At 52.0% G+C, this 21,872-nt stretch carries 17 protein-coding genes, 2 pseudogenes and 1 riboswitch; of the genes and pseudogenes, 12 read left to right on the top strand and 7 right to left on the bottom strand.

Annotated features, from left to right (window positions below):
• Positions 1 to 34 precede the first annotated feature (34 nt).
• Positions 35 to 880, top strand: a complete 846-nt coding sequence (locus P0G09_RS06440) for an AraC family transcriptional regulator (RefSeq protein WP_275252249.1) — start codon at positions 35 to 37, stop codon at positions 878 to 880.
• Positions 881 to 927: 47 nt separating this feature from the next.
• On the opposite strand, the gene P0G09_RS06435 is transcribed toward P0G09_RS06440, so the two are convergent.
• Positions 928 to 2,229, bottom strand: coding sequence for an MATE family efflux transporter (locus P0G09_RS06435; RefSeq protein WP_275252248.1), 1,302 nt, complete (start codon positions 2,227 to 2,229; stop codon positions 928 to 930).
• A gap of 264 nt (positions 2,230 to 2,493) precedes the next feature.
• Positions 2,494 to 2,569, top strand: a riboswitch (cyclic di-GMP riboswitch).
• A gap of 174 nt (positions 2,570 to 2,743) precedes the next feature.
• On the opposite strand from P0G09_RS06435, the gene P0G09_RS06430 reads away from it, so the two are divergent.
• The 7 genes from P0G09_RS06430 (at position 2,744) to P0G09_RS06400 (ending at position 11,139) form a co-directional block, all read left to right on the top strand.
• Entirely contained in the window at positions 2,744 to 5,518 is a 2,775-nt protein-coding gene (locus P0G09_RS06430; protein ID WP_275252285.1) for a leucine-rich repeat domain-containing protein, read from the top strand.
• A 363-nt stretch (positions 5,519 to 5,881) separates the two neighbouring features.
• Positions 5,882 to 6,367, top strand: coding sequence for a transcription elongation factor GreA (gene greA, locus P0G09_RS06425; protein WP_097773349.1), 486 nt, complete (start codon positions 5,882 to 5,884; stop codon positions 6,365 to 6,367).
• A 19-nt stretch (positions 6,368 to 6,386) separates the two neighbouring features.
• Positions 6,387 to 7,898, top strand: coding sequence for a lysine--tRNA ligase (lysS, locus tag P0G09_RS06420; RefSeq protein ID WP_275252247.1), 1,512 nt, complete (start codon positions 6,387 to 6,389; stop codon positions 7,896 to 7,898).
• A 293-nt stretch (positions 7,899 to 8,191) separates the two neighbouring features.
• Positions 8,192 to 8,416, top strand: a complete 225-nt coding sequence (locus P0G09_RS06415; protein ID WP_117948960.1) for a DUF6462 family protein — start codon at positions 8,192 to 8,194, stop codon at positions 8,414 to 8,416.
• A 132-nt stretch (positions 8,417 to 8,548) separates the two neighbouring features.
• On the top strand, positions 8,549 to 9,421 hold the full coding sequence (locus P0G09_RS06410; RefSeq protein WP_275252246.1) for a DUF6017 domain-containing protein: 873 nt from the start codon (positions 8,549 to 8,551) through the stop codon (positions 9,419 to 9,421).
• Positions 9,402 to 10,253, top strand: a complete 852-nt coding sequence (locus tag P0G09_RS06405) for a ParA family protein (protein ID WP_275252284.1) — start codon at positions 9,402 to 9,404, stop codon at positions 10,251 to 10,253. Before P0G09_RS06410 ends, P0G09_RS06405 begins: the two co-directional genes overlap by 20 nt.
• Positions 10,210 to 11,139, top strand: coding sequence for a ParB/RepB/Spo0J family partition protein (locus P0G09_RS06400; protein WP_275252245.1), 930 nt, complete (start codon positions 10,210 to 10,212; stop codon positions 11,137 to 11,139). The genes P0G09_RS06405 and P0G09_RS06400 overlap by 44 nt, the downstream gene beginning before the upstream one ends.
• Positions 11,140 to 11,427: 288 nt before the next feature.
• On the opposite strand, the gene P0G09_RS06395 is transcribed toward P0G09_RS06400, so the two are convergent.
• Entirely contained in the window at positions 11,428 to 12,603 is a 1,176-nt protein-coding gene (locus tag P0G09_RS06395) for an IS110 family transposase (RefSeq protein WP_005936957.1), read from the bottom strand.
• A 257-nt stretch (positions 12,604 to 12,860) separates the two neighbouring features.
• On the opposite strand from P0G09_RS06395, the gene P0G09_RS06390 reads away from it, so the two are divergent.
• The 4 genes and pseudogenes from P0G09_RS06390 to P0G09_RS06375 all read left to right on the top strand — a co-directional run.
• Complete coding sequence (locus P0G09_RS06390) at positions 12,861 to 13,331, top strand: hypothetical protein (RefSeq protein ID WP_217212195.1); 471 nt, start codon at positions 12,861 to 12,863, stop codon at positions 13,329 to 13,331.
• A gap of 7 nt (positions 13,332 to 13,338) precedes the next feature.
• Positions 13,339 to 13,956 (top strand): DUF3846 domain-containing protein, encoded by a 618-nt coding sequence (locus tag P0G09_RS06385; RefSeq protein ID WP_275252244.1) that lies wholly within the window; start codon positions 13,339 to 13,341, stop codon positions 13,954 to 13,956.
• A 29-nt stretch (positions 13,957 to 13,985) separates the two neighbouring features.
• Positions 13,986 to 14,444: a PcfB family protein gene (locus P0G09_RS06380; RefSeq protein ID WP_275252243.1), complete on the top strand. Its 459-nt coding sequence runs from the start codon at positions 13,986 to 13,988 to the stop codon at positions 14,442 to 14,444.
• Positions 14,441 to 15,077: pseudogene (locus tag P0G09_RS06375) on the top strand (type IV secretory system conjugative DNA transfer family protein); the annotation flags it as partial. The gene P0G09_RS06380 and the pseudogene P0G09_RS06375, both read left to right, overlap by 4 nt.
• A gap of 55 nt (positions 15,078 to 15,132) precedes the next feature.
• Here P0G09_RS06375 and P0G09_RS06370 read toward each other — a convergent pair.
• The 5 genes and pseudogenes from P0G09_RS06370 to P0G09_RS06350 form a co-directional block, all read right to left on the bottom strand.
• Positions 15,133 to 15,564: pseudogene (locus P0G09_RS06370) on the bottom strand (DUF262 domain-containing protein); the annotation flags it as partial.
• Positions 15,565 to 15,612: 48 nt separating this feature from the next.
• The gene (brxL, locus tag P0G09_RS06365; RefSeq protein WP_275252240.1) at positions 15,613 to 17,724 is read right to left on the bottom strand and encodes a protease Lon-related BREX system protein BrxL; all 2,112 of its coding nucleotides are present in this window, start codon (positions 17,722 to 17,724) and stop codon (positions 15,613 to 15,615) included.
• A gap of 24 nt (positions 17,725 to 17,748) precedes the next feature.
• Positions 17,749 to 20,271, bottom strand: a complete 2,523-nt coding sequence (pglZ, locus tag P0G09_RS06360) for a BREX-1 system phosphatase PglZ type A (protein WP_275252239.1) — start codon at positions 20,269 to 20,271, stop codon at positions 17,749 to 17,751.
• A 33-nt stretch (positions 20,272 to 20,304) separates the two neighbouring features.
• Positions 20,305 to 20,835, bottom strand: a complete 531-nt coding sequence (locus P0G09_RS06355) for a hypothetical protein (RefSeq protein ID WP_097839698.1) — start codon at positions 20,833 to 20,835, stop codon at positions 20,305 to 20,307.
• 2 nt (positions 20,836 to 20,837) lie between these two features.
• Positions 20,838 to 21,872: an AAA family ATPase gene (locus tag P0G09_RS06350; protein ID WP_097839699.1), complete on the bottom strand. Its 1,035-nt coding sequence runs from the start codon at positions 21,870 to 21,872 to the stop codon at positions 20,838 to 20,840.

Here is a 21,872-nt window from a genome sequence, read left to right as displayed (position 1 = left end):
AAAATAGCATTTTATTGATTTGAGGTGTCAGATATTGCTTTATGATTGGACAAGCACCGCAGCCCTTGGCGTGGTGCGGGATATCCAGCCCAAAGAACCCCTGACCCTGACCGGCGAGGGGCTGTGGGTCTGCCTGGTCTCCAGCGGCAGATGCACTGCCAGCCTGACCGATGCCTCGCCCTCCCCGGCGGGCAGCGCACTGATCCTGCCGCCCCAGAGCGCGGCGGCGGGCCATCTGGTGCTGAGCCGCGCCCCGTTGACCCTGACCCCGGAAGGGGAGAGCCACCTGCTCTGCATCCAGCTGACCGGGCAGGCGGCGGTGCAGTTCCTTGCCGGGCTGACGGAGCTGCCGTTCCTGGCCCGGGGCGAGACCTGCCCCGCCGCCGCAGAGCTGCTGGGCCGCCTTGCTGCCGAGGCCGACACGCCCCGCAGCCGGGCTGCCAGCCAGCTGGCCTTTGCCCTGCTCTGTGAGCTTGCGGGGGCCGATAGCGCCGCCCCGCCCCTGCCGCCGCTGGTGGAGGCAGCCATTGAGGATATCCGCCAGAACTACGCTGGCCTGTACGGCGTGGAGGAGCTCAGTGAGCGGCTGGGGGTCTCCAAGAGCCATCTTGTCCGCACCTTTACCGCCGCCGTGGGGGTGCCCCCGGGGCGCTACCTGACCACTGTGCGGGTGGAAGCTGCCATGCGGCTGCTCCTGCACCGGGAATACACGCTGGATGTCATTGCCAGCCTGTGCGGCTTCTCAGGGGCCAACTACCTGTGCCGGGTGTTCAAAAAAGAGACCGGCCAATCCCCCGCACAGTGGCGGGCCTTGGCCGGTCAGACAGCACGGCCCCTCAGCCCGGCGGAAAGCCAGCGGGAGCAGGCACTGTATATTTAAAATGTTCAGGAGCCGGGGCAGCACCCGGCTCTTTTCCGTGGAGGTGCTCAGCCGCACACAGACTGCGGGCGCTTGAGCAGGAACACCGTCAGGGCCAGCGTGATGGCCTCGGCGGCGGGGAAGGCCGACCACACGCCGTTCATGCCGAACAGGGCGCTCAGGATCAGCGAGCAAGTGACGATGGCGGCCACGCCCCGGCTGACCGAGGTGATGGTGGCCTCGGTGGGGCGGTTGACCGCACCCAGATAGCCCGCCGCAACAATATTGCAGCCTGCAAAGAAGTAGCCCAGGAAGTAGATGCGCATACCGCTGTGGGCGTATTCGGCCATCAGTGCAGAGCTCTCGCTGTTGAAGAGGGCAACAAAGGTGTCGGTAAAGCCAAACACAGCACCGTACAACACCGCCGCCAGCGCCAGCGCAGTGCCGCAGCCCAGCAGAAGCAGCTTTTTTGCCCCGGCCATCTCATTTTTGCCGTAGCACTGGCTGATCAGCGGCTGGGCACCCTGGGCCACGCCGTTGAAGATGGCTGTTGCCACCAGCGCAAAGTTTGCCACCACGCCGTAAGCGGCCACGCCCACGTTGCCCGCCAGCCGGAGCAGCAGGAAGTTGAACACGGTGGTGGTCACGGCAGAGGAGAGCTCCCCGACAAAGCCGGAGATGCCCAGCTGGCAGCTCTGCACCAGCAGCCGGGCCGAGGGGGCCTGCCGGACAAAGGTGAGCGTGTTGCTCTTTTGAAAAAGGTGGCGGCTGCAGATGGCGATGCTGAGCACCGGCGAGATAGCGGTTGCCAACGCCGCGCCGGGCAGGCCCAGCCCCATGGGGAAGATGAAGATGTAATCGAACACCACATTGAACAGGCTTCCGCTCAGGGTGGCCACCATGGCAAGGGACGGGTCGCCGTCGTTGCGGACGAAGGCCGAGAAGATGTAGTTGCACATGAAGAAGGGCGTGAACAGCAGGAAGATGCGGGTGTAGTTCAGGCCCAGCGCCACAATGCCCGCATCGCCGCCCATGAGCTGCAGAAGCGTGCCCGGGCAGAACGCGCCCGCCAGCATGAACGGGATGGCAATCAGGCAGGCACAGAGGATGGCGTTGGAAAAAAACCGCTGCGCCCGTGCCTCGCCCTGCGCCTGCAGGATGGCGTACCGGGTGGCAGCACCCAGGCCGATCATCGAGCCGAAGGCAAAGATCAGGTTGTACATGGGCAGGCAGAGGTTCAGCAGGGTCACGCCGTCGGTGCCCGCCGCCTGGGCGATGAAATAGGTGTCGGCCAGAATATAGCACGATGTGCCGATCAGACCGAAAATATTCTGCGACACATACTTGAAGAACTGCTTTGTCAGGTTCATGGGAGCTTCCTTTCCGCGGGGAGAGTAGGGGAGTGAAACGTAAAAACGACTACTACTATATCATAAAACCTGGCATATTTCAACGAAAAAGCGAGGAAACACGCCATCATTTCCCAAACGGAACACTTCTCCCCGGGGCGATGCTGCTATCCGAAAATGTTATACAAACACTGTCGATTTTGTGTAACTTGCCAAAGATGATTTTGGGTTATTGACCAAAAAAAAAAAAGTCTTATGATTTTTGTGTAAAATGCCACATAAAAACAGAAGAATCGGCAAACCAGTCGAAAGGCTGCGACGCAAAGCTACAGGGCCTGTAATATGGCAGCCAGCTGCACTTTCTCAACCATACCGCACATGGGCATCACCTCAAGGGGCGGTAGATTCCCAAAGTACAAAACGCAGAGCGTTGTACCAGCCATTTGGCCGGTGCGGCGCTCTTTTTGCTTTGTGCGGGCATGGTTATATTTTGGGAGTAATTCATAAAAGGAGGATTTTTATGAGATTGAAACGTGTGATCAGCGCCGCCTTGGCAGTGAGCATGGCAGTTTCCATGATGCCTGCTACTGCGGTTTCGGCGTTTGCAGCGGGAACGAGCACCAATACTGCGGAGACAACCACTGTTACTGGCAAGAATAGCACCGAAAGCGAAGCAGAAACCTCTGGTTATTGTGGTGCAGAGAATCAGGAAGAGAGTGTTCAGTGGAAATACGATGAATCTACAAAGGTTCTGACTATTTTTGGCAATGGCCCAATGGCAGATTATGAGGGAATTGCTGATACGGATGTTGGCACAGACAATGATCTGCGTCCATGGAAACCCTATCTCAACCAGATTACAGAGGTACATATTGAGGAAGGCGTTACTGCGATTGGCAATAGTGCATTCCGTGGGATGAAGGCTTTGAAAAAAGCTAATATTCCTGCCAGCATTCAGCATTTGGGCGATTACATCTTTCGCTATGATGAAGCATTGGAAGAAGTAATCTGGGCAGAAGGATTTGAAGCGGCTGAAACTACTGACGTGGATTCAAACCAGAATGTATATACAGGAAAATATTTGCCTACAAGTATGTTCGATTTCTGCTCTGAACTGGGCAAGGACAAGGAACTGACTGAATGGCTTCCCAAGAGCTTTGAAGGTGTTGGCTGTGCGGCAGTTCGAGGAACACAGTTTACAGTTGATTTTGATAACTGGAGCAATCTGAAATATATTGGTGCGTATGCTTTTTCAATGATGCGGAATCTGGAAAGCTTTACTGTTACAGATGACATCGAGTTTGGATTAAGAAAAAACCCACAGGTTCCGGATGGGACTTCTAATGCACTTCAAGGTTCTGGTTTGAAAAAAATGATTGTTAGGACCGAAAAACTTCCCTATGCAATTGTGCGGGGTTGTGAGAAATTGAGTGTGATTGATTTGGGAAGCAACCCTACAATCATTGGAGATTCTGAATTCGCAGGGACTGCTATTGAGAAAATTGACATTCCGAAGAGTGTGACAAAAGTTGATGCATGGGCGTTTGCAAATTGTCAGAATTTGAAGAGAGTGACCTTCTACGGTGAAACCGCATTGCATCATGTTCCTTTCCCAGCATGTGGCATTGAAACCTTTATTATTGAAGAAGGCGCAAAAATTACTAGCGATGATTCTAATCCCTTCCGAGAACAACCGACAGGTTCTTATCCGGCTGTAACCTCTTTGAAGAACGTGGAAATTCTTGGCACATTGAATACTAGTCGGACAGATATGACGACAGAAACTCTTTGGAAAAATATGTTCTCTCCTAGTGAACAACTCAAAGAAGTTACTGTGAGCGATGCAAACCTGCAATATGTAAAAGCTGAGACTTTCCCGAAGATGGAAAATCTGAAAGTGGTTGGCGATGATGCAACGTTTGAAGCATCGCTTGCGGGATGCACCAACCTGAAAACCGTTGACCTGACCGGCTGCAAAAAGATTGCCAGCTATGCAGCTGGCTGCTTTGGTGATGGTATGAATGATTCTACTGTCATCTATGTCAATGATGCAAGTGCAATTCCGGGGAGTGACACTGGCATTTCGAATCGTCACGGTATCGTTATGGTTGTTAAGGGCGGTACAGTCAATACGGATAAGACCGGTTTTGACAGTGTAACCAAGGCTGGATGTACCGCAAAATGGTATGAGGACGCTAATTGCCAGATTGAAACCAAGGATACTACCCCCGTAACTGGTAAAACCTATTACGCCAAGTGGAAAGTCATCCCCGTTGCCGCAACGATGACTGCAACCACTTCCAAGAGCGCCTATCTGGTCAATACCCCGGTTGATGTGAACATTACCGTTAACCCGGGCACCTATGGGGCAGAGATTCACAAAGGTAAAGTTGCTCTGACCTACGGCGACGAAGTAGAGAAGGTGGAGCTGGACGGCAAGGAACTGACCGAGAAAGAATACACTGTTCAGGAGCTGGCTCAGATGATGAAACTGACTTCCCGAAGCAGTAATATCAAAGCAACCCTGAATGTGACCTACAAAAAAGTCGGCAAGTTTGATTTTAACGTTGCCCTGAAGGACGCAAATGGTGCCCAGATTTGTGCTGATGGCACTCAGGTCGTTGTTGCCGAAAAGGCCGCCGAACTGACCCCTGCAACCGAGCTCTACACCCTGACCGTTAAGAATGCTGATGTTACCATTAAGAATGGTGACGAAGAGATCAAGGCTGAGAAGAACGACAAGGGCGAGCTGATCGCCAAAGTGCCCGAAAAGGCTGACGTGACCGTGACCTACACCAGCCAGAGCGATGCCGTTGCATTTGACCAGTGGACTATTACCACCGATGAAACGCTGGATGTGGATGTCAAGAACAACCCCCTGAAGTTCCAGATGCCTGCCGGTGGCGTGACCATCGAAGCCATGACGAAGGATGCCTCCATTGAGGAGGACGAGCCCAACATTCTGGGCACCGCCGCAGTAGTCGGCACTGCCGCTGCTGGCACCGCCATTCTGGCATGGCAGGGCTACCAGCTGGGCACGGAGCTGTACCTGAAAACCGCTCTGCCCGCCGGTACTGCCATCCCCACAAACCGTGCCGAGCTGGCCCTGCTGGTGTGGAACCATGCCGGTAAGCCCGCACCCGCCGCAGTTCTGCCCGCCGATGCCACCGATACCCAGAAGGCCATTGCCTGGGCTGTGGAGAACGATTTGCTCAAGGCCGCAAAGGACAACGGCGAGACCTATGTGGATACCGATTCCGTGAGCCGTGTTGAAGTGATCCGCGTGTGGAATAAGGCACAGGAAAAGTAAACCCCACCGTCATCCCTTCGGGATGCCACCGCCCCTAATAGGGGCGGCCTTGGCAAAAAGGTGAAACTATCCGCCATGCCAAGGGCCCCCCTATTAGCGGGGGCTGTCGCTGAAAGCGACTGGGGGGTTGCCCCCACAACCGAACCATTCTCTATTCCCAAATAACCTGTGGAAGCGCCCTGCCGGGGAACCGGTGGGGCGCTTCTGCATAGGGGCGGGAGCCGAAACCGCCGCTTTTTCCGCTCTAGCGCCGTGGTTTTTATTGACAAGCTCCCGGCTTGCTATTATAATAGAACAGTCATAATAGCATTCGTGCGCGGCTTTGCGGCTGCGTCAATCCAATAGACAAGGAGAAGATCCAAAATGGCACAAGAAATCAAGATGTCCGCTTCCGGCCTGAAGGCGATGCAGGACGAACTGGAATACCTCAAGACGGTCCGCCGCAAGGAGCTGGCCGAGGAGATCAAGGAAGCCCGCAGCCACGGCGACCTTTCTGAGAACAGCGAGTACGATGAAGCCAAGAACACCCAGGGTCTGGTGGAGAACCGCATCACCGAGCTGGAGCAGATGGTCAAGAACGCTGTGATCATCGACGAGAGCGAGCTGAGCGTGGACAGCGTTGCTGTTGGCACCCACGTTTCCATCAAGATGATCGGCGATGATGAGGCCGAGGAGTACGATATCGTTGGCCGCACCGAGGCTGACCCCATCAACGGCAAGATCAGCGACGAGAGCCCCGTGGGCCACGCTCTGCTGGGCAAGGCCGTGGGCGAGAAGGCTGAGGTCCTGCTGCCCTCCGGCCAGACCGTCGAGTACGAAGTGCTGGCCATCACCCACGCCGCAAACTGAGCCTGAACGGGAGGAAACCATGGAAGAGCAAAAGAGAAACCCCGCTCAGGGCCTGTCTGAGAGCGAGCAGGTGCAGGTGCGCCGCCAGAAGCTGGCCGACCTGCAGGCTGCCGGAAACGACCCCTTCACCCTGACCAAGTTCCCGCAGGACGCATACTCTGCCGACCTGAAGGAAGAGTTCAAGGAGCTGCCCAACGAGACCGACAGCGGCAAGCAGGTCGCGCTGGCTGGCCGTATGATGTCCAAGCGCGTGATGGGCAAGGCAAGCTTTGCCCACCTGCGCGATGACAAGGGCGATATCCAGCTGTATGTCCGCCGCGACGAGCTGGGCGAGGAGGCCTATGCCGCCTTCAAGAAGCTGGACGTGGGCGATATCATCGGTGTCAAGGGCGAGGTGTTCCGCACCAAGACCGGCGAGCTGAGTGTCCGTGCCACCGAGCTGACCCTGCTGGCCAAGAGCCTGCGCCCCCTGCCCGAGAAGTTCCACGGCCTGACCGATACTGAGATGCGTTACCGTCAGCGCTATGTGGACCTGATCGCCAACCCCGAGGTGAAGGATACCTTCGTCAAGCGCAGCCAGATCCTGAAGGAGATCCGCGCTTATCTGGACGAGAAGGGCTTCCTGGAGGTGGATACCCCCATCCTGACCCCCTTTGAGATCGGTGCCTCCGCCCGCCCCTTCTACACCCACCACAACAGCCTGAACATGGATATGGTGCTGCGCATTGAGACCGAACTGTACCTCAAGCGCCTGATCGTGGGCGGCATGGACCGCGTGTACGAGGTTGGCCGCATCTTCCGCAATGAAGGCATGGACCCCAAGCACAACCCCGAGTTCACCAGCATCGAGCTGTATCAGGCCTTTACCGATTTCCACGGCATGATGGATCTGGTGGAGGAGCTGTACAAGCGCCTGGCCCTCAAGATCTGCGGCAGCATGGTCATTCCCTATCAGGGCAAGCAGATCGATATGGGCCACTGGGAGCGCCTGACCATGGTGGAGGCTGTCAAGAAGTATTCCGGTGTGGACTTCAACGACTGGAAGTCCGACGAGGATGCCATTGCCTCTGCCAAGGAGCATCATGTGGAGCTGCCCGAGGTCCCCACCAAGGGTGCCATTCTGGCCGAGTTCTTCGATGCCTTTGTTGAGGACAAGCTGATCCAGCCCACCTTCATTTATGATTACCCCGTGGAGATCAGCCCGCTGGCCAAGCGCAAGCCGGAGGATCCCGCCTTTACCGAGCGCTTTGAGTACTTTATCGACTGCACCGAGTACGGCAACGCCTTCAGCGAGCTGAACGACCCCATCGACCAGAAGGGCCGCTTTGAGCGTCAGGTCGCCGAGCGCAAGGCCATTGAGCCCGACTGCAAGGCTCAGGTGGATTACGACTACGTCAACGCTCTGGAGTACGGTCTGCCCCCCACGGGCGGCCTGGGCTTCGGCGTGGACCGCCTGGTCATGCTGCTCACCGACAGCGCCTCCATCCGCGATGTTCTGCTGTTCCCCACGATGCGCCCGGAATCTAACTAAGCTACGTGGTAATCCTTGTGTCTCCGACAGTCCGCACGAACTGAAAATCCGACCCTGAATGTACCAAAAACCTGAATGTTCAGACGGATTTCTTAGGGGCTTGTCGGAGAAGGCAAAAATCCCAAACGGAGCGTGACGGATTTTCGCCAGTTCCACATCCAGCAGAAAACTGTAAACGAGAAAACAGTCAAGAGGACATTTCACCATCGGCAAAAGCCGAAAGTGGAGTGTCCTTTTTCTATATCCTGATAATGCAAGTATACCACATAACCTTGACAAAGGAGAAGAATACCATGGCACATAAGCGAAACTCGGTTGAGGTTCCTGAACTGGAAAAACTGCTGGCTGGAAAGAAAAAGAAATACGTTCGCTACGAGGAAGGGGCAGTCCTCTACTCGATGGGCAAAAACTCTTTCCGACAAGTCGCACAGGATGCTCACGCTGTCGTCCGGTTGAAACGCATTGCACTGGTGAACGTAGAAGTGCTGGACGAATATCTGGAATCCTTTCGTGAATAATTGAATTAGTTTTACATAGCGCACTTTCAGTTTCCACAAAATTGAAGGTGCGTTTTTTCTTTTGCAAAAATCAGACAAGGAGGTTTTGCACATGATCACACACTCACAGTTGAAAATCCGAGGCCACACCAAATGATGCTCGACTACTTCTATGGGCAGTCAGGTGAACTGTTCGCCTACTTCCGCATACCGAAAGCACTCTTTCAGGACAGCCGTTTCCGGCAACTCTCTACGGATGCCCGGACACTGTACGGCATCCTGCTCGATCGTATGAGTCTGTCTGCAAAGAATAGCTGGGTGGATGAACATGGGCGTGTGTATATCATCTACACCGTCCGGGAGGTGCAGGAATCTCTCTGCTGTGCCGAGCACAAGGCGGTCAAGTTGTTCCGGGAGCTAGAACAGGCAGACCTCATCGAACGCAAACGGCGTGGGCTGGGCAGACCCAGCTTGATCTACGTCAAGAACTTTTCATCTGGACTGCCAAAAGCGCAAATACAGAATTGTGCAAACAGCAATTCTTGTGCTGCCGAAAGTACAGTTCAGGTGCGGCCAAAATCGCAATCTAATAAGACTGATAAGAATAAAACAGAGAAGAACCATCCTTTCCTCCCGGATGAAACGGACAGGCTGACCCAGCGAGAACAGCTTGAAGATTATTTTTATCAGGCATTGGAGGTCGAACTGCTGCTCCGGCTCTGCCCGGATGATGAGGACGCCATTTATCAAATCGTGGACTTGCTTGTGGACACTTGCTCCACCAAACGCAAGATGTTGAGGATTGCCGGGGATGATAAGCCTGTCGAAGTAGTGCGCAGTCGGTTGAAAAAGCTGAACGCAGACCATATCCGCTTCGTGCTGGGCTGTCTGGCAGAGAACACTTCCCCTGTGCGGAACATGAAGCAATATCTGCTGGCGGCATTATTCAATGCGCCTACGACCATGAATCTCTACTATCAGAACAAAACGAACCACGACTTTGCGCGTGGCTCTCCGGGGAGGTGATATTATCGCAAAGAAAGCAACCACAATCGCCATCGTCAACCAAAAAGGCGGCACGGCCAAAACCACCACCTGTGAAAATTTGGGCATCGGTCTGGCTATGGAGGGGAAGAAAGTTCTGCTGGTGGATGTTGACCCGCAGGGCTCACTCACCATCAGTATGGGCTGGCAGCAGCCGGATGAACTGCCCACTACGCTATCCACTCTCATGCAGAAAGCTATGAATGACCAGCCCATCCAGCCCGGTGAGGGCATCCTGCACCATGCGGAGGGTGTTGACCTTATCCCGGCCAACATTGAGCTGGCGGGAATGGAAGTTGCCCTTGTCAACAGTATGAACCGGGAAAAGATGCTAAAGCAGGTGTTGGACAGTGCCAAACGCGAGTACGATTATATTCTACTGGACTGTACTCCTTCGCTGGGAATGCTCACCGTCAATGCGCTGGCTGCGGCAGATACCACGTTGATTCCGATGCAAGCGCAGTACCTCTCTGCCAAAGGACTGGAACAGCTCTTGCAGACGATTGGAAAAGTGCGGCGGCAGATAAACCCAAAATTAAAAATCGAGGGTATTTTGCTCACCATGACGGACAGCCGCACCACCTATGGAAAGCAGATCGACAATCTAATCCGGCAAGGCTATGGCCGGAAGATCAATGTATTCGAGCAGACGATTCCCCGGTCTGTCCGTGCCGCTGAAATCAGTGCGGCAGGAAAAAGCATTTTTGCCTATGACCCAAAAGGAAAAGTGGCAGAAGCCTACAAATCTCTGACGAAGGAGGTGCTGGCCGATGCCGATAGACAGCGGAAACTTAGCTCTGAAAGGGCTAGATGAACTTTTCTCTACGGAGGAAAAGCGACAGGAAGAGCAGAGCGAACAGGTGCAACAGATTCCCATTGATGAGCTGCATCCGTTCACCAACCATCCTTTCAAAGTCGTGGACGATGAAGCCATGACCCGGACGGTGGAAAGCATTGCCCAGTTTGGTGTGCTGGCACCGCTTATCGCAAGACCGCGTCCGGATGGTGACGGATATGAGATTATCTCTGGCCACCGCCGCCAGTTCGCTGCAAAGATGGCTGGTCTGGAAACGCTGCCCGTCATTGTGCGTGACATGGATGATGATGCTGCTACGATTTTGATGGTTGATTCCAACTTGCAGCGAGAACACATCTCACCCAGCGAAAGAGCGTTCGCATACAAAATGAAGCTGGATGCTCTAAAAAATCAAGGTGCTAGGTCAGATTTAACTTCCCGACAAGTTGTCGGGAAGTTGGAAGCTGCTGACGTGATAGGAAAAACCACCGATGAAAGCGGCAGACAAGTACAGCGGTATGTCCGACTTACGAACCTTATTCCTGAACTGCTCAATATGGTGGACGAAAAAATGATTTCATTCAATCCTGCCGTAGAGCTGTCTTACCTCTCGCCTGAGCAACAGCAGGAAATGATAAAGGCGATGGACGATACCCAAAACGCACCTTCCGTTTCACAGGCAAAGCGCATCAAAGAACTGGCACAGATAGGTCAATTCACCTCTGATGCCGTTGTTGCCATTATGGGAGAAGAAAAGAAAGGCGAACTGGATACAGTAACTATCAAAAACGACATCCTGCGCAAATACTTTCCGCGCAGTTACACGCCCCGGCAAATGGAAGAAAAAATCATACAGCTTTTGGATGCGTGGCAGAAAAAACGTCAGCGTGGCAACGAGCGTTGACGGCGTATACGCCGAGAAGACCCGCTTGGGTCTTTTATTTTTGCAAAAATTTTGGAGACTAACTATTAAAAGTCAAGCCCCAAAATGAAAAAATCCGTCTGCCGACCGCTGCCCCTGACAAACAGCATTCAAATGCCATAATCAATGCAGCGAGGGCGACGGAGAGAATAGCAAAGCAAGCCCGGCCAACCCTCGCAGAAACAGAATAGCATTTGAATGCTTCGGTTTGTCAAGGGTTCGCTGCGCCAGCTAAGTTGTTCTTGGATTTGGCTCAGGCTCTGGAGAGAATCAGGCAGCTACAAGATATGCTTTGCCAGATTTCTGCAAGGCATAGATTAGCCGCACAAGTTTCTTCGTGGCATGGGATAAGGCAACATTGTAGTGCTTTCCTTCAGCACGTTTCTTGGCAAGATATTCAGCAAAGACGGGATTCCAGTGGCAGACGTACTTGGTTGCGTTGTAGAGGGCATATCGCAAATAACGAGAACCACGCTTCTCCATGTGAGCGTAACAGTTTGTAAGTTTTCCGGACTGGTATGTAGATGGAGAGCAGCCAGCGTAAGCAAGGATTTTGTCAGGAGATTCAAAGTTGGAAAAATCACCGATTTCAGCAAGAATCATGGCTGCTGACTGGATACCGACACCGGGAATAGAAAGAATCGGTGGATTCAGTTCATCCATGATTTTCTGAATAGAAACTTCAATTTCATCAATCTCGGAGGTGAGTTCCCGAATGAGTTTAATGGTATGCTTCAGTTCCAGAAATTTAGCAGGCATAACGGAACCAATGGAAGTTCTGGCAGCATCTCGAATCTGGATAGCCTTATCTTTGCCATAACGACCCTTGGATGCTGTCGCAAGAAGGTTTGTCAGCTTGGTGAGATGAATTTCTGAAATCTGTTTTGCACCGGGATATTCACTGAGGAGCGCATAAACCGAAGCAATATGGAGAGAGGGAACGAGCTTCTCCAGTTCTGGAAACAGAATCGTGACCAGTCTGGACACTGACTGCTTCAGCTTGGCTCTTTCACGAACCTTATCGAATCGGTATCTTGTTAGTGACTTTAACTCTTCGTTATGGTATGCTGTATCCGTGTAGGACTTGAGGTCTACATCGGACAATAGCATAGTTGCAATCGTTCTTGCATCCACACGATCGGTTTTGGTTTTGCGAAGGCTGAGACTTTTTCGGTACAGGTTGGTGTGCAAAGGATTCATGACATAGACGGCCAGGTCATTGTCAAGAAGAAATCCAAGAATGTTGTAGCTGTAATGTCCGGTAGCCTCAAGTCCTACTTTTATTTTGTCTGACTTTTTGGTACAGTCTCGAATCGTCTGAAGCAGCTGCTTGAAGCCATCCATGTTATTGGGGATGGTAATGCAGTCGGCACGAATCGTTCCGTCCGAGTCGAGAATACAGCAGTCGTGCTTATCCTTGGCAACGTCAATTCCAACACAAACCATTTTGATACCTCCGGCGTATTTATTTCGATGCTGTTCAGGACCACAGACTTCTTTGCTCTTGTAACCTCGTTCTAAATAAACCGTCTGGCGGTATCTAACTGATTAACATTTCAACAAAGAAGCTGTGGTTGGAGCCTCCCAAAAACCGTCTTTGCGGTAGTAACGCCTCACCAATCCACAGCACCCTGAAACTATTGTAGCATTCCGCTGGAGAGCGGTCTATAAATACTACTATTTTATTATACGAGGTAACGCCTATGAACAATACGATTGATTTCAATACCGCAAAGACTATCGACACCATGAGCAAGAAAATCGACCACATCGACGATACTGTGTCCGGCTTCTTCTCTTTCATGCACATGGTCATGCAGAACGAACTTGGCAATGCAGAGCCGTACTTTGCGGCAGTTTCTCCCGTTCTGGATTTGACCGTGATCCGGCCTGACGATGCACCGCATATCCTGCCCTGCTTCGATGAAGCAGATGAGGGCATCGGCATTTCCGAAGATGAACCGCTTGGCTTCCGCTACAACCCCAAGCAGGTCATTAAGCTGATGGGCAAGCGGTATCTGATTGGCCCGGTGATTTTCCATCGCTTCGATGATGATGGGGATTTTGCATCCCTAACGATGAGCGATATGTACACCATCCAGAAATATCTGGAAAGCAACAGTGTCACTCTGATGATCGACCGCGACAAGCTGACTTGCATCTGCATCGACTGAGGTACACATGAAGAAGTTTGATGTAGAAATCACAGAAACACTCCAGCGCACGGTTTCTGTCGAAGCTGTTTCACAGGAAGAAGCAGAGAAAATCGTCACGGAAGCGTGGAACAATGAGGACTATGTTCTCGATTCCACGGATTTTGTCAGTGTCGATTTCAAAACCGTGGGGGAGCAAGAACTTTCCGAGAACAGAAAAATGGAGATTCTTTTGGTTCAGCCCGGTATGTATCCGCAGAAAGTCACCATCGGCACAGAGCTGAAAGATTTTCAGGATGCAGTCGGTGGCACCATTGCGGCAAGCTATCCTTTCGATGATCCGGTTGCTATCGTGTATAACGATGAGGGCAAGCTGACTGGGTTACCCTTGAATCGCGCCATGCGTGATGAGCAGGGTCAAATGTATGATGCCGTTGCCGGAACCTTTCTGGTGGTGGGGTTGGGAGAGGAGGATTTTGCATCACTTTCCCCGGAGCTGGCACAGAAGTACGAGAAGCAATTTCACCAGCCGGAAACTTTTTTGAAATTGGGGAATCGCCTGTTGGTGATTCCTGTCCCGGACGATGCTGTGAAGTCTGCCGAGAATAAAGTCGTGAGCAAGCCACCAGCGGAACATGACCGTTAAATCTAAACTTCTGCACGGGGGGTGGTAAAATGCAGGAAGAAGTCGAGCAGAAAACATTCAACATCGTGGTGTCTACTACAAAGTTGACCGCCCGGACAATTCTTAATGCCGGAAAAGCTGCCATTCAACAGCAGCAAGCGAAGATGGCTGGCGGCAAACAGAGCGTCCGAATGCTACTGCGGCAGAATCGTGGTGTTTCCAGTGTGGAAATCGACAAAACAAATATCCGTGGGTTTGAACGGTATGCAAAAAAATATGGCATTGACTATGCTATTCGCAAGGACAACTCTGAAATGCCGCCCCGGTATCTGGTCTTTTTCAAAGCCCCAGATGTGGAGGCATTTAATGCGGCTTTCAAAGAATATTCCGTATCCCTTCTGAGTAAAACCAAGCGACCCTCTGTACTGGAAAAGCTGCATGAGCTGGTGCAAGCCGCAGCAGAACTTCCCGGCAGGGTGCGCCGTAAGGAACAGGAGCGTGGGCTGTGACAACAAAAAAGCTAATGAAGCTGCTTGCGCTGTATCTTCCCTATATCCTGCTTGGACTGGTGGCAACAAACTTCGGTGAAGCATGGCGGCTGGCCGAGGGCAAAGAACTGGGCGATAAAATTATGGCGATGATGGGAACTATTCCGCTGGCCTTTGCAAACCCTCTGCCCAGTCTGCATCCGCTGGATTTGCTTATTGGCTTTTCCTGCGGCGCAGGGTTACGGCTCGCCGTATATTTGCGGAGCAAAAATGCAAAGAAGTACCGTCATGGAATGGAGTACGGCTCTGCACGATGGGGCACCGCCAAGGATATTGAGCCTTTTCAGGCTCCCAAGTTTGCCGATAACATCATCCTGACAAAAACGGAACGTCTGATGATGAGCAATCGCCCACCTGACCCCAAGAACGCCCGAAACAAAAATGTGTTGGTAGTCGGTGGCTCTGGCAGCGGTAAGACGCGCTTTTGGCTGAAACCGAATCTCCTGCAATGCCACAGCTCCTATGTGGTCACTGACCCGAACGGAACAATTACTTTGGAGAGAAAGTCCATATACAATTTTGCAGCATTTGAATCGTACTGATGATATTGCATATAGTCCATTTGCCACTTGCTGTATTTGCTCGGATCAAGAATAATGTTTAGCGGGAACACGTTCTGAGCGTATTCCTGAGATGCCGACGAAAGATCCAGCTCAACCTTTCGACCAAAATCTGAAGTTATTTTCCGATCCTTAGGAACCGAAATAATCGAATCCACCCGGTCAATCGTGCTGTTAACAGCTTTGGCCATATCAATATAGTAAAAGCGTTCTATTTCTTGCCCTTTGTCTGTTCTTGTTCTAACTGCCTTCTCACTAAAAAGTGAAGAATAGACAGATGTCAGTCTTTGTTGTCCATCCAGAATAAGTTCATCCGGTATCACCTTGTCTGCAGAAGGCGCCCCTTCAACAACTCGTGATTTGAAGTGAATACTCTCATTACCGTATTCCAGAAACATTGCTGCACCGACAGGATATCCATTTGTGATACTTGCAATCAGAGCTTTTATCCTACTATCGTCCCATACCCAGCCTCTTTGAAAATCAGGAAGTTGCGTTTTTCCTGTATGGATTGTGGCCATCAGGTCTGTGATTTTTCTATCATTCGTTTTCATAGAGCACGCCTTTCTTCACTCCACACCAAGTGCTTTAAACACCGCATCCTCTGCGCTGCTGTAGAAGATCAGATTGAAGCTACCCACCAATTCCGGTGGAACAGTCCCCAGATCAACGGCACTTGAAATCGGCAGCAGAACCTTCTTTGCACCGCTATCGAGGCAGACCTGCAGGCTGTTTGCAAGCTCATCTACCTTCAAGATTGTTCCACTGATGCTGATCTCGCCCAGAACTGCAAGGGTACTGACCGTGGGACGACCAAGGGCAATGCTGCACAATGCAATCAAGGTGGGCAGTGCCAGCTTTCCTGTCATACCGATGCCCTGAAGATCCTGATAGTTGATGATGTAGTCCTTAGATGCCGTGCTGATGCCACCGCTGATGCGGTTTCCATTTGCTTTCAGGAAGTTAAAGGCTGTGTTGGTGGATTCTCTGCAATCACGGTCACTGCCAAGACCGGTGCGCTCAAACTTTCCGCTGCCCGGCAACATCTGACTTTCCAACCGGAATACACCGATCATGCCGCTTTTTCCACGCGAAACAGTGTAGATCTGTCCCGGATTGCACATTCCATCCGGAATCAGCTTGCCGCCGCCCTGTTCGGGAACCGACACAAACTTTTCTTCAAAGGTATCCAGATCAATGTAGCTGAAATTCACATCGTAGAACTCCATACCACCCAGCTTTTTCAGTTGCTCTTTCACTCGACGGCGCATTTCCAGCGCAAAGACAAGGATTTCCTCCAGTTGCTCTTTGGTAAACTCACCGTCCGGGTACAGCAGCTTTACATAGCCGCCTACGATCTTACGCACTGCGATCGTATCACGCTGATTCAGATTTTTACCAAGGCGGAAATACTTATCTAGTGCATCGCCGTACTGCTCCTTACGCAGTTCCCGGATAAACTCAGCAAGATAATCCGTGATGAAGCCGTAGTCGTTGGTGAAATGCTCCGGGCGGAATTTTGGGATCTCCCAGCCGGGAATGTAACAATGCAAGCGATCCAAAAATGCAGTGTCTGTTCCCATTTCAGGCGGGAACGGGTCAAACAGGCTGGAGGTTTTTAGCAGCACATCCACACTCTGGTTAATATTTCCCACAAAGACCATCGAGGCCGAGGCTGCCTTTTCCTCTTTGCCGCGGGCAAAGGAGCCGGAAGCCATATAGTCCTTCATGATCTGGATGCCGTCTTTGTCCTTAAACTTGATACCAGCAACCTCATCAAAAGCCACACAGTCCCACAGACCCACTAAACCAACGGTCTTTCGTCCCATGTTATAGAATAGGTTTGCCACAGTCGTCTGTCCACCGGATACCAGAATGCTGTTGGGGCTGATTTCCTTATAGATATGGGACTTACCGGTGCTGCGAGGTCCAAGCTCGCAGAGGTTGAAGTTGTTCTCCACCAGCGGCAACATACGAGCCAAAAGGAGCCATTTCTCCCGCTGGTTCAACTGCTCCGGCTCATAACCGCAAGAACGCAGCATTACATCCATCCACTCGTCCTGCGTGAAGGCTTTACGCCCGGTGCGTACTTCCTCAATATCGATATGAGGCATCTGGATGGGGGTCAGCTTGCGGATGCTGATAGGCGAAACATCCTTCTGCTTTTTCTGCCGGGGTTCGCTATCAAAGTCCTCTATTCCAAAGCTGCTGTCACCTTCGGATTCATATTCCAGTTGAACGATGCACCAGATGCCGCCGCAGAGCAAACGGTCATATTTTTCCGGGTAGTCGTCCGTAATGGGCACATTGGAGAGTCCCAGATTGGAAAACTCCGCAAAGAAGCAGTCTTTCTTGATATCCAGATGCACAGTCACCATATCAATAATGGTGTGGCTGCCGTTCCGGCGCAACTGAGAAAGCACCTTCTGCGCCTCATCCGGGCGCACAAAGTTATCTGCCAGAATATGCTTTACGTTCTGCACGCCCTGCTCGATGATCTCCTCATCGTCCGAGCTGCAATACTGCCCCAGCAGAAACTCCAGCACATAGACCGGTACGTTGGCACCTTCCTTGATCTTTTTGGTCAGATCCTTGCGGACGATACGACCATCAAAGTTTTCCCGCAGTTTCCGGCGCAGTTCTTCCCGGTTTCCCTCTGCTGCCTGATCCATCATTAGCATACGGTGTACCCGCCTTCCTTTTTGTTAGAATCCAAAGCCAAAATCGTCTGCAAAGGCAATATCCATCATCACCGGATGCCGCCACTGTTCCAGACCTGTATCCTCATCGTAGACCACAAGATAATACTGCTTATCCTTGTCGTACTTCTTGTTCTTAAAGGTAAAACGCAGCCGGAAAATGCGCTTTTGTGCGCTGAGCTCCCGGTTGTCTGCCACATAGGTGTTTTCGTTGGAGATCTTCTCGTTGTCCTCCGAGATAAAGAACACCCGGTACTTTGCCGGTTTCACAGTATCGCTGACGGCTTCCGACTGGACAAAATCCATGGAGGTGATCAGATTCGTGATCTTGTGGAGAATGCTGACCAGTGCGATCTCTGCATTCTTGGTCTCCTGATGTCCACGCTCCATTTTGATATCCAGCACTGGCACCAGCATCTCCTGCGGCGAGGAGCCGCCGTGGACGTAGTTGGCACCGCCGCCAGCAACCTTGAACACGTTGCTGCTGACCGGGTAGGAAACCACCTTGGCATCCTGATTGCCCAGTACTGCGCCCATGCTCATGTGCCCGATGCCGTCATCCTGAAGCGGAGCAGCGGACACCACAAAGCGGCGGTTGACAAAAGCATTTTCCATGCTCTTGCCTGCGATTTTCTCGCTCTCGGACAGCTTATCCCGCTTATAGATAAAGCCGTGGTCTGCCGTTACGATAAAGTGATGGGTGTTTCCGCTGCCATTGATGCGGCGGATCAGATCCATGATCTCCTGCACGGCTTCCTCACAGGCGTTGAACACCTCATCCTCGGTGTTGGGCTTGTCGCCACGGGCATCGATCTGATTGTGGTACACGTAGATGACCTGCCGCTTGGTAAGGACATCCCGCAGGTCTGCCACCTTCATGCTCTTGATCACGTCAAACTGGATGCAGACACTGTCCGGCACATAGCTTTGCAGCACCTGCTGACGCCCTGCCAGCGTATCGCAGAGGGTGCCATCCACCAGAACCTGAAAGTCATCGGTCATTTCCAGCGTGCGGTGCGGGAGAAGCGCAGCCATGCCCAGCCGGGTGTAGGAGGGCAGCACACCCAACTGCACGTTCAACTGCGCCGAGCACTTGGGGTCATCCTGCATCCGGGCAAAAAGCTCCTGCCCTACCTCATACCGCATAGCATCGGAGATAATGACCACGGTACGCTCCTTGGCGTAGCGCAGGTTGGCGTTGTAGAAATCCCGCTGCAAGGGCAGCACTGCCAGAGCTTCCTCCTTCTGGAGAGCCTCGTTCCATGCCGGGAGAAGAGTGTCAAGATATTCGTTGGTGTAGATGTTCTCCACCAGCTCCCGCAGCGGCTCAAAAGTTTCGGTGTTTTCCAGCTTGTCGTAATAGAAGTAGAACTTCCGGTACTGCTGGTCTATCTGATGATCTGCGGACAGATACCGGTCCACAATGGCTTTGAAGCCCTCGGCGCTGCGGTAGTTTGCCGCCTGCACCATGCAGTAGGCACTTTGCAGCAACTGGTAGGTCTTGTCGGTCTTTCTGCCAAAGTGCATCTTGGCACGCTTTTCGCACACCTCCGGGATGGTCAGCTCGTTGAGCTTTGCCCCGGTATCCTCGGCAAGAAGCCGCCCCATCAGCCACTTGACCAGTACCTGATCCACTGCAAGGAAGGTATCGCACTCCACCAGATCATCGGCACGGCAGCCGGAGAACGCCTGATAGACGTTCAGCCCCTTTGCCACATGATCCGAAAGTTCATCGTACTTATCCCGGTAGAGGACGCTGTTCATCAGGCTGTCGAGGAAGGCAATGATGTTGCCTGCCTTGTAGGACACAAAGGACTTCCACGCCGCAGGCAGCTCCGCCTGCACATAGCGGGCGGTATAGGTGACGAAAAGAGTCACCAGCAGCCGTTCCAGCGTAGGCTTTACGTCCGTATAGCCAAAATGCTGCTCGCACAGCCGCCAGAAGGACGGCAGCAGGTCGTACTGTTCAAACTGCTGCAGGTAAGCATTCTCCGCAAGACTACCCTCGGTGAGCACGACACGCACCACCTCCTCAAAGGAGCAGGTGCGTGCTTTGCAGATGGCGCTGAGCAGCCCGGTGAGGATGTTCTCCTCGTTGAAATTCTCGATCTCCAGATCGTAGAATCGCTGGGTGCGCTTTTTATCGGCAAAGAACTTGATGTGCTTTTCGAGGATAGGCTTATACTTTTCCTCAATGCCAAGGTCTACCGACAGCAGTGAGGCACGGTCGGCAAAGAACCGCCGGGAGTACAGCAGGGTGTCCTCCAAGTGGTTTTCCCGCACATCGGGCTTGGGGAACGGGGCGTAGACAAGGTAATTGGTGGTGGTGTCCACCCGTTCCAGAAAGTATTTGGTATAGAACTGGTTATCGGGCTGGAGGCGGTAGATCTTTGCATTTTCCAGTTCCACGTTTTCCAGATCCTCGGCAAAGTCTGCCTTGTCATCGTACCAGAACACCAGTTTGCGGGTATCGCCGGTAAACTCTGCATTCAGACGGTCTATGATTTGTTTTAGGTTTAATTCGGCCATACGGTTGTCCTTTTTATGTAAATAATTCACTTATCAAATAATCAAATGCTTTTCTCTGGCTTTGACCTCGTTGATTACCAGAATCGGTCTAACCTTCCAAATTCTCGACTCGGGATTCATTTTCATCTGAAGTGCTTCCTGAATTTCATGGTCGGGACTCCACCCTTTACCTTTGGTGTTTACAACCAGCACAGGCTTGATTTCTGCCACATGCAATCCCTTTTCACGCATCAACTCAGAAAGCGAGTCCTGCGGCTGACGATTTAGCAAAACGCTTCCATATAACTCCAGCGTGTGCCGCATTTTCGTGGTAATTTCCGTGATGAAATCCTGAAAGTTTTTGAGTTGCTTTTCCTTTTCACCTTCTGGATATCCTTCCCTTACTGCTCGTGGGCAAGATTCTTTGGCTTCAACCAAAAAGAGCTTATCATCTCTCAATAGAATAAATTCACAGCAGGAAACTCCATGTGTTTTTATCAACTTATACTGTGAACTTTCCTCGATATGGAAAACATTAGACTCCTCGAACTCTCCAAATTCCATGTGAGATTCTGTAATTTTCATCGTTACAATTCCTCGTCGATTTCCTGTTCATAGAGCTTTATGGACGTCTGGATGATCGAATTGTCGGGCATACCGTCATAGAGGTTGCAGATCAGCGGCTCTTGTCCCCTGCTAAGAGAAATGCAGGTGACAGCTTCCGGCTGTTTGAGTGCGATCAGGTACATCTTCTTGATGACAAAGTAGGAATGTGTGGAGATGAACACCTGAATGCCCATTTCCTTGGACACCTGTGCCAGCATATCCAGAAACTTACAGATCGCTGTAGGATGCAAAGCCGATTCCAGTTCATCAATAAAGATCACCGAATCTTTGCTCAGGTAGCCATTTGCCAGCAGCCGATCCATAATAGAGATCTTCTTTACACCCTCTGCAGTAGCACCGATAGAGAATTTCTGTCCGCTGGAATTTTTGTAGTACCACTTGCCGGAGTCATTGTCAAAATCCACTTTACCGTCTACCACATGGCTCAGCTCTTTCCGAGCCTCCGCAAAAGCCGTAAAGTTCTTGCCCTTAGACGGTGCGATCTGAAGTGCTTTTACCAGATCATAGTAGGTATCGTCAAAACCGAAGCTTCGATCCACCTCACGGGATTTCAGAATGATGGAGAACAGCGACAGCACTTCTTTTGCAGGCAGAAAGATAGAATTGCCAACCTTAGGAGATTCAGGTGCCGTTGCGCCGCCCACTTTGGTGGCTGCGCTCTGAGAAAACTGGTACTCCAGCGCCATATCCTGCTGGTCAGATTGCATTTTGAAGGTCAGACCCTCGGCTGCCGAACGGGTGACAAGGTCGCCCAGTTTATCGGCCTGAAAGGTCCAGCGCAGCTTATCCGAAAGGATATCCACCATAGGACGGATATCATCACCGCGCTTGTAATCCTCCATAGCACGAACAGCCGAATAGAGCGATTTCAGCAAAAAGGTCTTGCCGGTGGCATTTTCGCCAATGATCAGATTCAACCCGGTAAATTTTTCGCAGTGGAACTCCGGCAGGTTGCCGTAGTTTTTAAGATGAAGCGACTGAATTCTGAAACTCAT

It is taken from the genome of Faecalibacterium sp. DFI.5.82, assembly GCF_029076575.1.
GTDB lineage: Bacteria > Bacillota > Clostridia > Oscillospirales > Ruminococcaceae > Faecalibacterium > Faecalibacterium duncaniae.
This window is presented reverse-complemented; position numbering and strand designations above follow the sequence as displayed.